At 63.6% G+C, this 13,844-nt stretch carries 12 protein-coding genes and 1 tRNA gene; 11 read left to right on the top strand and 2 right to left on the bottom strand.

What is annotated here, in order from left to right; all coding sequences use genetic code 11:
• The first annotated feature begins 123 nt into the window (after nucleotides 1–123).
• The 3 genes from MU558_RS14575 (at nucleotide 124) to MU558_RS14585 (ending at nucleotide 4,275) form a co-directional block, all read left to right on the top strand.
• A complete protein-coding gene (locus tag MU558_RS14575) occupies nucleotides 124–3,099 on the top strand; it encodes an FAD-binding and (Fe-S)-binding domain-containing protein (RefSeq protein WP_246967588.1) in 2,976 nt (991 codons plus the stop codon).
• A gap of 82 nt (nucleotides 3,100–3,181) precedes the next feature.
• Nucleotides 3,182–3,448, top strand: a complete 267-nt coding sequence (locus tag MU558_RS14580; RefSeq protein ID WP_246967591.1) for a DUF5827 family protein — start codon at nucleotides 3,182–3,184, stop codon at nucleotides 3,446–3,448.
• Nucleotides 3,445–4,275 (top strand): ATPase, encoded by an 831-nt coding sequence (locus tag MU558_RS14585; protein ID WP_246967594.1) that lies wholly within the window; start codon nucleotides 3,445–3,447, stop codon nucleotides 4,273–4,275. Before MU558_RS14580 ends, MU558_RS14585 begins: the two co-directional genes overlap by 4 nt.
• On the opposite strand, the gene MU558_RS14590 is transcribed toward MU558_RS14585, so the two are convergent.
• A complete protein-coding gene (locus MU558_RS14590) occupies nucleotides 4,276–4,854 on the bottom strand; it encodes an MBL fold metallo-hydrolase (protein WP_246967597.1) in 579 nt (192 codons plus the stop codon).
• 141 nt (nucleotides 4,855–4,995) lie between these two features.
• On the opposite strand from MU558_RS14590, the gene MU558_RS14595 reads away from it, so the two are divergent.
• The 6 genes from MU558_RS14595 (at nucleotide 4,996) to MU558_RS14620 (ending at nucleotide 10,534) form a co-directional block, all read left to right on the top strand.
• Nucleotides 4,996–6,156 carry a metal-dependent hydrolase family protein gene (locus MU558_RS14595; protein ID WP_246967612.1) on the top strand — a complete coding sequence of 387 codons (1,161 nt, stop codon included), beginning with the start codon at nucleotides 4,996–4,998 and terminating at the stop codon, nucleotides 6,154–6,156.
• Between the two features lie 55 nt (nucleotides 6,157–6,211).
• Nucleotides 6,212–7,423 carry a helix-turn-helix transcriptional regulator gene (locus MU558_RS14600; RefSeq protein ID WP_246967629.1) on the top strand — a complete coding sequence of 404 codons (1,212 nt, stop codon included), beginning with the start codon at nucleotides 6,212–6,214 and terminating at the stop codon, nucleotides 7,421–7,423.
• A gap of 92 nt (nucleotides 7,424–7,515) precedes the next feature.
• Nucleotides 7,516–7,590 (top strand) — tRNA-Glu (locus MU558_RS14605).
• Nucleotides 7,591–8,046: 456 nt separating this feature from the next.
• On the top strand, nucleotides 8,047–9,057 hold the full coding sequence (locus MU558_RS14610) for a site-specific integrase (RefSeq protein WP_246967632.1): 1,011 nt from the start codon (nucleotides 8,047–8,049) through the stop codon (nucleotides 9,055–9,057).
• Between the two features lie 150 nt (nucleotides 9,058–9,207).
• A complete protein-coding gene (locus MU558_RS14615; protein WP_246967635.1) occupies nucleotides 9,208–9,423 on the top strand; it encodes a DUF8073 family membrane protein in 216 nt (71 codons plus the stop codon).
• 724 nt (nucleotides 9,424–10,147) lie between these two features.
• Entirely contained in the window at nucleotides 10,148–10,534 is a 387-nt protein-coding gene (locus MU558_RS14620; RefSeq protein ID WP_246967638.1) for a DUF302 domain-containing protein, read from the top strand.
• Between the two features lie 4 nt (nucleotides 10,535–10,538).
• Here MU558_RS14620 and MU558_RS14625 read toward each other — a convergent pair whose 3' ends face one another.
• Nucleotides 10,539–11,327, bottom strand: a complete 789-nt coding sequence (locus MU558_RS14625) for an enoyl-CoA hydratase/isomerase family protein (RefSeq protein WP_246967642.1) — start codon at nucleotides 11,325–11,327, stop codon at nucleotides 10,539–10,541.
• 192 nt (nucleotides 11,328–11,519) lie between these two features.
• Here MU558_RS14625 and MU558_RS14630 point away from each other — a divergent pair, with 192 nt between their 5' ends.
• Together MU558_RS14630 and MU558_RS14635 are read left to right on the top strand one after the other, a co-directional pair.
• Nucleotides 11,520–12,890, top strand: a complete 1,371-nt coding sequence (locus tag MU558_RS14630; protein WP_246967645.1) for an NAD(P)/FAD-dependent oxidoreductase — start codon at nucleotides 11,520–11,522, stop codon at nucleotides 12,888–12,890.
• A gap of 52 nt (nucleotides 12,891–12,942) precedes the next feature.
• Nucleotides 12,943–13,839: a cytochrome c oxidase subunit 3 gene (locus MU558_RS14635; protein WP_246967648.1), complete on the top strand. Its 897-nt coding sequence runs from the start codon at nucleotides 12,943–12,945 to the stop codon at nucleotides 13,837–13,839.
• The last annotated feature ends 5 nt before the right edge of the window (nucleotides 13,840–13,844 follow it).

Below are 13,844 nucleotides of genomic sequence, written 5' to 3' on the forward strand. Positions count from 1 at the left end.
TCGACGCGGAGAGCGATAGCCGGCGGTATCGTCGACGAACGCGAGCGGCCCACGTCGGGAGAAGCATCAACGATTGTGATGTTTTTGGCATGATTTATCCGCCGTGCCACGAGTTGTCTACACATGGCCGTAGAGGAGCCCGACGGGACGGAGTCGATCGAGATCGGGTCGTCGAGAGTACCCGACGAGTACGAATCACTGGCGAACGACCTCGAGGCAGCCTGTGAAGGCGACGTCCGGTTCGATCAGTACACGCGGGTCTGCTACGCCACCGACGGAAGCATCTACAGCGCCGAGCCGGCGGGCGTCGTCTTCCCGCGAAACGTCGCGGACGTGCAGGCGGCGGTTCGAGCGGCGAGCGACCACGGCGTCCCCGTTCTGCCACGCGGGGCCGGCTCGTCGCTCGCGGGCCAGGCTGTCGGTGAGGGGTGTATCGTTCTCGACTGCTCGAGACACATGGACTCGATCCGCGAGGTCGATCCGGACGAGCGGACGGCGCGGGTCGAACCCGGCGTCGTCCAGGACGACCTGGACGACCACCTCGCACAGTGGGGGCTGAAGTTCGCGCCCGATCCCGCCTCCTCGAACCGGGCGACGGTGGGCGGCGGCATCGGCAACAACTCGACGGGCGCACACTCGGTCCGATACGGCATCACGGACGCCTACGTCGACGAGTTGCAGGTCGTCCTCGCCGACGGGTCGGTGATCCACACCCGCGACGTCGTCCTCGACAGCGAGGAGTACGAGCGGATCGTCGAGAAGGACGACCGGGAGGCAGCGATCTATCGGACCGTTCGGTCGATCGTCGAGGACAACGCCGAGGAGATCGAAGACCGGTATCCGACGCTCAAACGCTGCGTCAGCGGCTACAACCTGCAGAAAGTAATTCGAGAGGACGGCGAAGATGGAGAGGGCGATCGGATCATCAACCTCTCGAAGCTGATCGTCGGTGCGGAGGGCACGCTCGGCGTCGTCGTCGAGGCTAAACTGTCGCTCGTCACCCGCCCCGAGGAGACGGCGCTCGTCGTCTGCTGTTACGACGACTTGCTCGAGGCACTCGCGGCCGTCCCCGAGGCGCTCGCGCTCGAGGCAAGCGCGGTCGAGTTGATGGACGACGAGGTGTTTCGGCTGGCTGCAGCGTCGACCGAGTACGCCCGGTACGCCGAACCGATCCCGGAGGGGACGAAAGCGGCGTTGATGCTCGAGTACGACTCGGAAGTCGTCTCCGACCTGCCGGATGCGATCGATGGGGCGGTCACGGAACTGGTCGACGACGGGAGCGCGTTCGAGGCGATTCCCGCGTTCACGCCCGAGAAACAGGGACGGCTCTGGAAGCTCCGGAAGGCCGCCATTCCGCTGTTGATGAGCATGGAGGGCGACCCGAAGCCGTACCCGTTCGTCGAGGACGCCTCCGTCCCGCCGGAAGAACTGGCCGAGTACGTCGACCGGTTCCAGGAGATCCTCGACGACCACGACACGACGGCCGCGTACTTCGCCCACGCCGGCGTCGGGACCTTACACATTCGTCCCGTCCTGAATCTGAAAGACGAAGACGGCGTCGAGACCATGCGCTCGATCGCCGACGACGTCACCGACCTCGCACTCGAGCACGGCGGCGCGTTCTCGGGCGAACACGGCGACGGCCTCGCCCGAACGGAGTTCAACCCGAAACTCTACGGTTCCGACCTCTGGGCGGCGTTCAAGGAGGTGAAGTCGGCGTTCGATCCCGACTGGCGGATGAACCCCGGCAAGGTCGTCTATCGCGACGAGGATCCGACGGACATCCGCGAGAACCTCCGGTACGGTCCAGACTACTACTCGCTCGAGCCTCAGACGACTCTCGACTTCGATGACGACGGCGGCTTCTCGCACCTCGTCGAACTCTGTAACGGCTGTGGAACCTGTCGGCAGACGGGCAGCGACGTGATGTGTCCGACCTACCGCGCGAGCGAGGAGGAGATCGCAACGACCCGGGGGCGGGCCAACCTGCTCCGGGCGACGATCAGCGGCGACCTCCCACCCGAGGAACTGTATACAGAGCGGTTCCAGCGCGAGGTGCTCGACCTCTGTATCGGCTGTAAGGGTTGCAAGAGCGACTGTCCGACGGGCGTCGACCTGGCGAAGCTCAAAGTCGAGGTCAAACACCAGTACCACGACCGAGAGGGGACGAGCCTCCGCGAGCGACTGTTCGCGAACGTCGATCGCCTCTCCGCGCTCGGCAGCGCACTCGCCCCGCTGTCGAACTACGCGTCGCAACTCCCCGCCGCTCGAGACGTCCTCGAACGAGTCGTCGGCGTCGCGCCCGATCGGTCGCTCCCCGAGTTCCGACGCGAGTCCCTTTCCACCTGGTTCGAAAAGCGGGGCGGTCCGCGGGTGTCTCCCTCGGCTGCGACCGACCGCGTCGTGCTGTTTCCGGACACCTACACCAACTACACCGATCCCGGGCCGGGGAAGGCGGCCGTCGCAGTGCTCGAGGCCGCGGGCGTCCACATCGCGATTCCGGACCTCGGACCGACGGGAAGGGCTGCCCACTCCCAGGGAATGCTCGATCTGGCGGCCGACCGGGGGCGGGCGCTGCTCGCGGATCTCGAGCCCTACCTCGAGCGCGACTGGTCGATCGTCTTCGTCGAACCCTCGGACGCCTCGATGGTCACAGACGAGTACGAGTCGCTCCTGTCGGACGCCCGCACCGAGACGCTCGCGGCGAACGCCTTCGGCGTCTTCGAGTACCTCGACCGGAACCGCCTCGACGAAGAGATTGCGTTCGACGCTCCTGACTCCCGGCTCGCCTTCCACGGCCACTGTCACCAGAAGGCTCTCGGGCGGGATCACCACGCCGTCGGCGTCCTCCGGCGGGCCGGTTACGCGGTCGACCCGCTCGAGACCGGCTGTTGCGGGATGGCCGGCAGTTTCGGCTACGAGGCAGACCACTACGACCTCTCGCGGGCCATCGGCAACCTTCTCCTCGAGACGGTCGAGGAGAGCGACCACGACGTCGTCGTCGCGCCCGGCGCGTCCTGTCGGACCCAGGTCGGCGACTTCGAGGGGTACGACCGGCCGCCCCACCCGATCGAGGCGCTCGCCGACGCGCTCGAGTGAGTCGCAGGCGGTCGCGACGTGTGACGACAGGTCGTCGTCTCGAACCACACCGTTTACGCCCGTCACGGCAGTACCGACGTGCATGCCAGTCCCGAAGTCGGAGTTCGACCAGCTGTATCCGTGTGACTTCTACACCGCCGAGGAACTGTTCGATGACGACCGGATGTACACCGTCTACGAGATCGCCCGCCTCCTGCAGGAACTCGAGCCAGACGCCGAACTCGATCCCGAGACCGAGGACATCCTCCTCGACTGGGCGATCCCGTGGATCATGACCAACGCCGACGATCTCGTCGTCGGCGAACCGCGCAGCGAGGACGAACCGGGCTACTACGGTCTGAAAGAATGATCCTCCTGGTCGCTGGTGCGGACCGAGTCGACGCCGGGAAGACGACCTTCTCCGCTGGCTTGCTCGCCCGGACCGGCGGGGCAGGATACAAACCGCGCGCGGGAAACGACTACTGGTTCGACCACGACGACTGTCTGCGGGCGCTCGAGTCGAGTCGGCTCTACGGCAAGGACGCACATCGGCTATCGAAGGCCGAGAACAACGGTCGCGCTCCCGAAGCCCTCAACCCGGTCCATCGGCTCTGGCGGCCCGCGCCGCGTGGCGGCAACGGACTGCTCGGCCGGAGCGACCGCGAGTTTGTCGTCGACCGGATTACGAACCCGGACGGCGACGACGAGTTCGTCGTCAACGCGACCGCCAAGATTCCAGAGGCTGTCGCCGCCTCCCTCCCGCTCTCGGACGCCGCCCGTGTCGAGAGCGTCGAAGAACTCAACGCCGCCGTCGAGCAGCGGTACGCGCCGGCGTTCGACGCGCTCGCCGCCGAAATCGAATCGACCCCACTCGCCGTCGTCGAGTCGTACGGCGACGTCGCACTCCCGCTGCAGTCGCTCGACCCGGCTGCCATCGCGGCTGTCGCCGTCGTCGAACCCGGTCGCGCCCGGATCTACCGCGGCGACCGCTACTGTCGCGCCTGCGAGGTCGCCCGCTCGAGTCCGAACGATGGCACACTCGAGAAGCGCGTCCCGGACGTGATCGAGTACCTCGATCCACTCGAGCGCGTCCCGCTGTCGCCGCTCACGGGCGACAAGCGGAGTGATCCTGACCAGATCGCGTCGGCCTACGGGGACGCCTACGACGCGTTGCTCGCCGCGGCGAGAGACGTCTGATCAGGCCTGACGCGCCATCCGTGCCGCGAGTTCGACGTGTCCGTAGGCCTCGTTCGTGACGCTCGGCCCGTGGCCCGCGTGCAGTTCCGCCAGTTCGGGATCGACGCGCTCTCGGACGCGGTCGACGCTCTCGATCAGCGTCGCGCGGTCGCCCTCGGCCAGGTCGGTTCGGCCGAAGCCGCCGTTCTGGAAGATCAGGTCGCCGGCAAAGAGGATCTCCGCGTCGGGAGCGTAGAAACAGAGGTGGTCGTCTTTGTGGCCGGGCGTGTGCAAGGCGACGTACTCGTGATCGCCGAGCGCGACCGCCTCCTCGTCTTCGATCGCGTGGTCGATACCCTCCTGTGCCGTATCGTACCCCCACGCGTCGACGTCGAAGGCGTCTTTCACCGCGGCGAGGTTCCCCACGTGGTCCGGGTGGGTGTGGGTCACCACGACCGCCTCGAGGTCGTCGACGCGCTCGCGAAGCGGTGTGACGACGTCGAAGTTCGCACCGGCGTCGACGAGAACCGTCCGCTCGCCGGAGACGAGAAAGGCGTTACTCGTGAACGCGGTCACTCCCTGCGCGAGATTCGTGATCATGGCGACCGGTACGGCGGCGCGTGCTTTGTGCGTATCGAAGGCTGCTGGCGTTCGATCGACCTGACGGCAGTTAGTCACGTCCGTCGCTCGATTCGACTCGTCGGCCACGACGCTTTTGCCCGTCGGGCGGAACTACTCTGCATGATCGTACTCCACGGCGGATCGGTGGTCGACGCCACCGGGACGCGGACCGCCGACGTCGCCATCGAGGACGGCCGCATCACCGCTGTCGGCGACGTTCCAGACGACGCCGACCGCGAGATCGACGTCTCCGGACAGTTCGTCACGCCAGGCCTGATCGACGCTCACGTCCACCTCGCCTTCGACGGCCGCCCCGACGTCTCGACGTATCGAACCGAAAACGACTACGCGGGAGCCTACCGCGTCGCGGCGAACCTCGAGACGCTACTCGAGGTTGGCGTGACGACCGTCCGTGACCTCGGCAGCTGGGGGACGATGGCGATCGACGCTGCCCGCGCCGTCGACGAGGGAACGATCGCCGGTCCGCGAGTGCTTGCGGCGGGACGGGCCGTCACCATGACCGGCGGCCACGGCCACTGGTTCGCCCGCGAAGCCGACGGCCCGGCCGACGTTCGGAAAGCCGCCCGCGAACAGCTCAAAGGCGGCGCGCCCGTCCTCAAGTGCATCGCCACCGGTGGCGTCCTCACGACCGGCAGCCGAACCGGCGTGCCCGAACTGACGCGGGCGGAACTCGAGGCCGCCGCTGACGTCGCTCGGGCGGCGGACGTCCCGATCGCCGCCCACGCCCACGGGGCCGAAGGGATCGTCAACGCCGCCGAGGCTGGATTCGACAGCGTCGAGCACGGCACGTTCATGGACGCCGACGCCGCCGAGCGCCTGGCCGACAACGGGACCTACTGGGTGCCGACCGCGAACGCGCTCTACGGCATCGTCGAGGCAGGATCTGATGCCGGCATCCCGCCCGAAGCCGTCGCGAAAGCCGACCGCTCTCTCGAGGCCTTCGACGACGCGTTCGACCACGCACTTGCGGCAGACGTGCCGATCGCCATGGGGACGGACGCCGGGACGCCGTTCAACGAGTTCGCTGCCGTTCCCGAAGAACTCGAGCGACTGGTCGATCACGGTCTCTCGCCCGAAGACGCACTCGAGGCCGCCACGGTCGACGCCGCCTCCTTGCTCGATCTCGACGACGTCGGACTCGTCGAACCGGCGTTCCGTGCCGACCTCCTCGTTCTCGATGCGAACCCACTCGAGGACGTGACGGCGTGGCAGCGGCCCGCTACCGTCGTCGCGAACGGCACGATAGTTAAACGCTCGTGACAGTATTGGTTTGAATTCACAAGCTCTTTTAGCCACGGCACGTAGTGTAGGACGAATGTATCGGTCGGTTCTGGCAGGAATCGTCGCGCTGATTCTCGCCGTCTCTGTCGTCAGTGCAGGTGGATCACTCCCGGGAGCGAGTCACACCACCGCAGATATTTCGTCTGCGACGCTCACGCCTGATTCAGCTTCGTCTCTCGAGACGAACGGACGCGTCACAGCAGTCCAGTCACAGCAGTTCGATAGCACGACGTTCGAGGTCACCGTCTCCGAGAACGGGGACTCGACGTGGACGTTCCGCCACGAACGGCAGCTAAACACGTCTTCTGACTCTAACGAAACGGACGAGTACAGAGAGTTCGCCGAACAGTTCGAAGAGGAAGAGACCGAACTCTACGTCCGCTTTACCGAGCAGGCCCAGGCACTTACGGCCACCGGCTCCAACCAGACCGACCGCCAGATGGAGGCGACGAACTTCAATCGGTCGGCGGGTATCAACTACCGGCCGAATCCGATGGGCTACGTGGAGATGTCGTTTACGTGGACCGGGTTCGCAACCGTCGACGACGACGGGTCCGTCACCGTCGGCGACGTCTTCGACGGCGGCCTCTACATCGGCCCCGACCAGTCGTTCGTCGTTCGACCCGGCGACGGACTGGTCTTCGAGAGCGCCCAGCCCGAGGGTCAGTACCTCGGGACGTCGCTCGAGAGCGCGAGTTCGGTGACGTGGAACGGTGAACGGGAGTTCCCCGACGGTCAACCCCGCGTCGTCCTCGTGCCGGAAGGAAGCGACGGGAGCGACAGCCAGGTTGATGGTAACTCGTCTCTGACCGACTTGTTCTCGTCGACATGGCTCGTCGCCGGACTGGTCGTCGTCGCCCTCGGACTCGGCGGGTTCGCCTGGTATCGGTTCGGTAGCGGTGCGTCGACCGACGACTCGCCAGACGACGGCCCCGCGCCGGACGCCGCTTCACAGCGGTTACCCGACGGGGCTGTCGATTCCGAGGCGGACCAGCCCCCCACACTCCCCGACGAGAGCCTGATGACCGACGAGGACCGGGTCGTCAAACTCATTCGCGACAACGGCGGCCGGATGAAGCAAGTCAACATCGTCGAGGAGACCGGCTGGTCGAAGTCGAAAGTCAGCATGCTCCTCTCGGATATGGAAGAGGAAGGCACGATCAGCAAACTCCGCGTCGGCCGCGAGAACATCATCAGCCTCGACGGCTTCGAACCCGAAGCCACCAAGTCTCCCTTCGAGGAATGACCGACTCCGTGCGTGTCAGTGGGATACACTGCCGCCTCGAAACGGAACCCTTAAACACAACAGCGAGCAACGAAAGAGTGCAGGCAAGACGGGCTCCGATAGTGTAGTCCGGCCAATCATATTGCCCTCTCGAGGCAATGACCGGGGTTCAAATCCCCGTCGGAGCATTTTGCTGCGAACAAACCCGTGAGCAGCAAATGCGCCTTTGGATTTGAATGAGACCAGTCGCGCACAGCGAAGCGAGCACGTCTGGGCGTGGTTCAAATCCCCGTCGGAGCATTCTTCCACTCTCAGACCTTCTACCGGCAGGTTTCACTTTTCGAAAACCGGTTAAGTTGCCCCGGTGAGCAATCAAACTCGTCTCAAGTGTGGCTGCTCAGGTCACGCTGTTTTTGTTGTAGATCGTTCGATCAATAATCATCAGCTAGATAATGAGTGAGAGTGCTGCGAAAGTGCTGCGTCAGTTTCCGTTATCAGTAGTCCGTACTGCCCTTTACCAGTCCTAATAGTAATCATAAGATAAACTGAATTACCAGAATACTTCAAACATTTAAAAGCAACCAGTCAACAATCGAATTTGCCGGTTGGGCACCCAAACTCGTCGTCTGACTGGAGAGCAAGCTATGAAAGACTACAACGAGCCAACAATCTTGACCAACCCGACGAAGAAAATGTTGAACGCCCGCGAACAGAAACTCTATCGCAAACATCGAGAGAAACTCATTCGCTGGCTTGCGAACTGCGGGAAGGATCTGGACAAATTCGAAGGATATAGCGGCCGAACAGTGAAGATGACAGCAGACAGGCTGGACATGTTCTATCGCTGGGTCTGGCAAAATCAGACTAATGGATTCACAATTGACATTACCCACGACCATGCTGATGCATACGTGGATTATCTCCGGAAGTACAAGGACTCCAGCACCTCGGATAAAAAGAAGCACGTCATGTGTGTCAAACGGCTGTTCAAGTGGCGGCACGACGAGCACGATGGAGATCTCTGGAAGCCGGATGTGACCTTCACCACCACCAACTCGAATCCACAAGACTACCTCGATCGCGAGGAACGACGAAAGATTCGCAGTGCATCGCTAAAGCACGGAGAGGTCCCAGAACTCGAGGATATTGAACCGGGGGAACTCGATTACTGGAAACAAGTTCTGGCACAACGGCTCGGCAAGCCGAAGCACGAGATCAGCTCGGATGACTGGGGAGACGCGAACTCATGGAAGATTCCGTCTCTCGTCTGGGTTTCGCTCGATGCAGGACTACGACCAGCCGAGGTCGAAAAGGCATCCACCTCTTGGTTCCGGCCACAGAAAGCAGTCCTCCAAATCCCCAAGAACGATGCCGTGAAAAGTCGTGACAACTGGGAAGTCGCCCTTCGACATGATACGGCAGAAGTGCTCGAGGCGTGGCTGGAAGAGCGAGAGCAGATTGAAGCATACAACGACACCGATCGCATCTGGCTCAATCGCGAAGGAAATCCGTACCAAAGCGCATCATTGATTGGAGTTATCAATCGGGTCGCTGATACTGCAGGAATCGAGACCAAGAATCGTTCCTTGTCATGGTACTCGATTCGATACTCGATCACGTCTCGACGTCTGGAGCCGTTGGCGACAGCGTTTTGAGTGCGATCGATGTATGAACCATGTTGTCCAACAGTATGAGTCGTCGCGACCCACCAGCCCAACTACGAGTGGACCAATAATGTCGTTACCGGGTAACTCGTTCAGTGGAATCATGAGAAGCCGACAAACACGACGGGAGAGGGCCACTGCATGACCGACGCTGATCGTTTCGGAACAGCGACGGTAATGATGGTCCTGGCAGTACTCGTCGTTATCCTCCTCGTCGGCGTCGGAGTCCTGCAATTATACCTCAGCGAAGAAGCTGGACCGTTACTTCGCAACCTTGTCATCGCGGTAATTCTTCTTGCCTTTAGCACCGCGCTCTACCGACAGTGGCGTCGTGAATTCAATTCTGATTCGAAGTGACCGACGACCGCCGACTCGAGAGAACGTACGCCGGTGCTCACGTTCACATGTGGAGAAGGCGGTTGAGAGATCTAGTTAGTTAGATAGGGATTTCAACGCAGCGGTTTGAACAGCTGCAGATACATCTTCTCGAAAGAACACAAGAGTGAAAATATGCTAGTACAGACAGACACAGAGCGAGCCGCCGAGTACGCAAGTACCACAGCTTGGAAAGGGCCGAAACCAGAGAGCAGTTTTACCGGAGGCCACTGACTGAAGCGGTTCCGGGATCGAACAATTCTGGTTGATTCCAATACTCCAGTACGGTTCTAGAGTGACGCGGAAATCTAGGAGTTATCTGGGACGTATTCGGAACCCTCAGTGAGGAATCCGGGACGGTTCTCAGAGACCTCTGGGAGCTATATAGGACAGATCACTAGAAGCGTGGGTGCGCAGAACGATGTGCAGACCCTCTCTGGGGCTCTCAGCCGGGCTGCGATACATACTCATCATCACCGGTCGCTTCGTCGAGGATGGCAGCCGGGATTGGTTCTGCTCGATAACCTTCAGAAGTTGACTGATACCAGTCGATCGAAAGCAACCGACTAGCCGGGACGATTTGAGTGAAGTTGGCCCCCTTCCTCGACCTGCAGCATGTTGTTTCAACCGGGTCGCAGCCGCCTGAGTCACACCGAACCAACGATCTCCACAATAGTGATTACGAGGAGGATCGATATTGTGGGGTATGGGGTATACGACACAACGCGTAATCGACGGAGAGTTCGACGAGGTCGTCGAGCAGACGACAGACGCCCTCGCGGAGGAGGGGTTCGGGATCCTCTGTGACATCGACGTGCAGGCCACGTTCGAGAAGAAACTCGACGAACAGTTCCGCCAGTACTGCATCCTCGGGGCATGCAACCCGCCGCTGGCCCACCAGGGACTCGAGGACGAGATCGACCTCGGTGTGCTCTTGCCGTGTAACGTCGCGGTCTACGAGACGGACGACGGGGACGTCGTCGTGAGCGCGGTCGACCCCGAGCGGCTCGTCGGCATCGCCGAGAATCCCGACCTCGAGCCGATCGCCGAGGAGGTAGCAGAGCGATTCGAGCGGGTGCTCGACGCGCTGTAGCGGCTCACTCGCCCTCGAACTCGGGCGACTCCTTCTCGAGGAAACCGTGGAGACCGGCCGCGTAGTCGTCGGTGTCGGCGAGATCCGTGATTCGGTCTTTCTCCGCGTCGAGGTGGGTCTCGAGGTCGTTCTGGCCGCTCTCGTGCAACAGCGTCTTGATCTCCGCATAGGCGAGCGTCGGCCCCGACGCGAGTTTCGAGGCCGTCGCCTCGAGGCGGTCGTCGAACTCGTCGGCGGGGACGGCGTCGGTCGCCAGACCATGTTCGACGGCCGCCGTGGCGTCGATCGGTTCCTCGAGTAAGGCGAACGCCTGCGCCCGTCGCAGGCCGAGGAGTCGTGGCAGAAACCACGTCGCGCCACCGTCGCCCGAGAGACCGATGGTCGGGTAGGCGTACTCGAATCGGGCGTCGTCCGCGACGAGGACGACGTCGCCGGCGAGCGCGAGGCCGAGTCCGCCGCCGGCGACGACGCCGTTGACGCCGGTCACGACCGGTTTCGGCGCGTCGACGAGCGCCTGAACGGCCGCGTGGAGCGGCGTCGCGATCGCGTCCAGTCGGTCGGCGTCCGTCTCGTCGCCGTCGAACGTCGAGAGGTCTGCACCGGTGTTGAACACTCCGTCGGTGCCGGTCAGAACGAGACATCGAACGTCGTCGTCGGCAGAAAGCGAGTCGATGGTGGTCGCGAGGTTCGCTGCCATCGCTTCGTCCATCGCGTTGTGTCGCTCCGGTCGGTCCATCACGATCCGTCCGACGCCCTCGGCGGTCTCTACGGACAGGTGTTCGGTCGACGTCATGGTCGACAGTGTGTCTGACGGCGAGAAAAAACCGAGCGGTCACGCGGCGGAGAGCGTCGGCGAGCGTGCATCCGATCCCGACCGGCACGCCGGCGCGTCTGCGATCGATTTCTCGGCAAGCGTGAACGACAGCTCAAACAGACTGAACCGTTTTCAGGCAGTTTAATAGGTATCGCTGAGTCTCTACGGTGTATGGAGCGCGTTGACGTCGCGATCGTCGGCGGTGGCCCGGCGGGGACGTCTGCGGCAGAGCGGGCCGCAGCCCACGGTGCCGAGACGGTCCTCTTCGAGCAGGGCGTACCGCGGGAAGACCGGGACGGCCTCGGTCCGGACTCGACCGACGCCGCCGGAATGCTCGACTACTGGGTCGACATCATGGACGTCGACTACCGGGAGCTGCCGGACGACGTCGTCTTGCAGGAACTCGACGCGGTCGATTTCGTCGGGCCGACGGCGAGCGTCGAACTGACCTCGACCGGAATCGAGTCCTCGTACGACCGGTTTGGGTACACGTTCAACCGTGCCCGCATGGACGACTGGCTCCACGAGCGCGCCACCGAGTCCGGGGTAGACCTGCGCGTCGGCACCAGCGTCAAAGACCTCGAGACCGACCTCTCGGGGCCGACCCACACGCTCACCCTCTCGTCTGGCGAACTGATCGAGGCCGAGTACGTCGTCCTCGCGGACGGCCCACAGCGCCGGATCACGCTCGAGGCGCTCGACCAGTTCACCCCGCCGGGGACGAGCGTCTCGGAGTACCTCTCGCCGCCCGAGGCGAACCACATCGCCTACCAGGAGTACCGCGAGTTCCCCGAGGAGGTCTTCGAGGAGAACCGGCTGAAGTTCTGGTGGGGATACATGCCCGGTGAGACGGCCTACCCGTGGGTGTTCCCCAACGACGGCACCGTCGCCCGCGTCGGCCTGACGATGCCGATCGGGATGCGTCTCGAGGACGTCGCCCACCCCGAATCGTACAAGCTCCTGGAGCCGACCGACGAGCAGCTGCCGAGCGGGTCCGAGTACGTACAGCGGTTGCTCGAACTCGAGTACGGTGACGAGTACGACGTCGAGGAGGACTTCCCGATCGTCGAAGACCGAGGGAAATCGAAGGGGACCGAGACGTATCCGATCTCCTCGACGCGGCCGATCGACTCGCCCGTGCAGGCGAACATCGCGGTCGCCGGTGGTGCGATGGGCACTACCTCGGCGTTCCACGAGGGCGGCTACCACGTCGCCGTTCGGTCGGGGAAAATTGCCGGCCGCCTCGCCGCGACCGACTCCCTCGAGCACTACAACGACGTCTGGAAGCGCGCGATCGGGGACGAGATTCTCCGGAACGTCTCCTTTGCGGACATCGTCGCGGAGTACGAACCGGACGACTGGGACCGCGCCTTCGAGATCGTCAACGGGATGACCGCCGGCGACTTCGAGGGGTCGTTGTTGCGCAAGAAGTACTCCGCCGGCGTCGGTGCGACGAAACTCGTCGCCGCCTACAAGCGCCGAAAGTTCACGTACCGAAACGGAAACTACGTCCAGCTCCGGGAAGACGAGTACGCGCTCTAGTCGCGACCGCGAGCGGTGTCGCTTTTTTGCCACTCGCCGTCGTACCGTCGGTATGGGAAACGGCGTCGACCCCCCTGGCGACGCGACCGAGACGTCGAGGTCCGACGTGGTCGGCCGGCAGGATGCGGACGGCGAATCCCGACCCGGCCTTGGCGACCACGCAGATCACGACGAGCACGACCACCGGAGCCGGTGGCCGCTGGTCGCTGCCGCGGGCGCGGGTGGACTCTACGCCGGGCTCGGAATCTACCTCCTCGGGAGCATCGTCGCCGCCGTACCGCCCGCCGTGGGGATCGGCCTGGCCGGCGTCGGCGCAGTCGTCTTGCTCGTCGGCCTGGCCGGCTGGCTCGAGCAGGCGTTTCTCGTGCCGGCGCGAGCGGGGACGAGCCGCAAGTCCCGCGAGTCATACGTCAGCACGACGGCCCTCTTTCTCGTCACCGACGTCTCGACGTTCGGAGCGGTGTTCGTCTACTACTTCTTCATTCGCGTTGGCACGTGGCCACCCCAGGAGCTGCCGCCACTTCTCAGTTCGCTCGTCCTCGTCAACACCGTGGTCCTGGTCTCGAGCAGCGTGACGCTTCACTACGCTCACGAGGCGCTCGACCACGACCGTCGGCGGCGGTTTCTCGGCCTCCTCGGGACGACGCTCGTCCTCGGCGTGGTCTTCCTGGCCGGACAGGTCTACGAGTACTACGAGTTCGTCGTCCGGGAGGGGTTTACGCTCTCGTCTGGAATCTTCGGGAGCGCGTTCTTCGGCCTGACCGGACTCCACGGGTTCCACGTCACGCTGGGCGTCGCCGCCATCGCGATCCTCTGCTGGCGAGCGCTTCGCGGCGATTACGGCACCGAGCGCGACACGTCCGTTGCGACGGTCTCGCTCTACTGGCACTTCGTCGACGCCGTCTGGCTCTTTCTCGTGCTCGTGCTCTACGGCGGCGCGGCCGTCTGACGACC

The organism is Natribaculum luteum (assembly GCF_023008545.1).
Lineage (GTDB): Archaea > Halobacteriota > Halobacteria > Halobacteriales > Natrialbaceae > Natribaculum > Natribaculum luteum.

Bases quoted from the DNA above. Each gene is read 5' to 3' on its own strand.
- MU558_RS14575 (WP_246967588.1), top strand. From the start codon at position 124: ATGGCCGTAGAGGAGCCCGACGGGACGGAGTCGATCGAGATCGGGTCG.
- MU558_RS14630 (WP_246967645.1), top strand. From the start codon at position 11,520: ATGGAGCGCGTTGACGTCGCGATCGTCGGCGGTGGCCCGGCGGGGACG.
- MU558_RS14590 (WP_246967597.1), bottom strand. From the start codon at position 4,854: ATGATCACGAATCTCGCGCAGGGAGTGACCGCGTTCACGAGTAACGCC.
- MU558_RS14615 (WP_246967635.1), top strand. From the start codon at position 9,208: ATGACCGACGCTGATCGTTTCGGAACAGCGACGGTAATGATGGTCCTG.
- MU558_RS14625 (WP_246967642.1), bottom strand. From the start codon at position 11,327: ATGACGTCGACCGAACACCTGTCCGTAGAGACCGCCGAGGGCGTCGGA.
- MU558_RS14610 (WP_246967632.1), top strand. From the start codon at position 8,047: ATGAAAGACTACAACGAGCCAACAATCTTGACCAACCCGACGAAGAAA.
- MU558_RS14635 (WP_246967648.1), top strand. From the start codon at position 12,943: ATGGGAAACGGCGTCGACCCCCCTGGCGACGCGACCGAGACGTCGAGG.
- MU558_RS14620 (WP_246967638.1), top strand. From the start codon at position 10,148: ATGGGGTATACGACACAACGCGTAATCGACGGAGAGTTCGACGAGGTC.
- MU558_RS14600 (WP_246967629.1), top strand. From the start codon at position 6,212: ATGTATCGGTCGGTTCTGGCAGGAATCGTCGCGCTGATTCTCGCCGTC.
- MU558_RS14580 (WP_246967591.1), top strand. From the start codon at position 3,182: ATGCCAGTCCCGAAGTCGGAGTTCGACCAGCTGTATCCGTGTGACTTC.
- MU558_RS14595 (WP_246967612.1), top strand. From the start codon at position 4,996: ATGATCGTACTCCACGGCGGATCGGTGGTCGACGCCACCGGGACGCGG.
- MU558_RS14585 (WP_246967594.1), top strand. From the start codon at position 3,445: ATGATCCTCCTGGTCGCTGGTGCGGACCGAGTCGACGCCGGGAAGACG.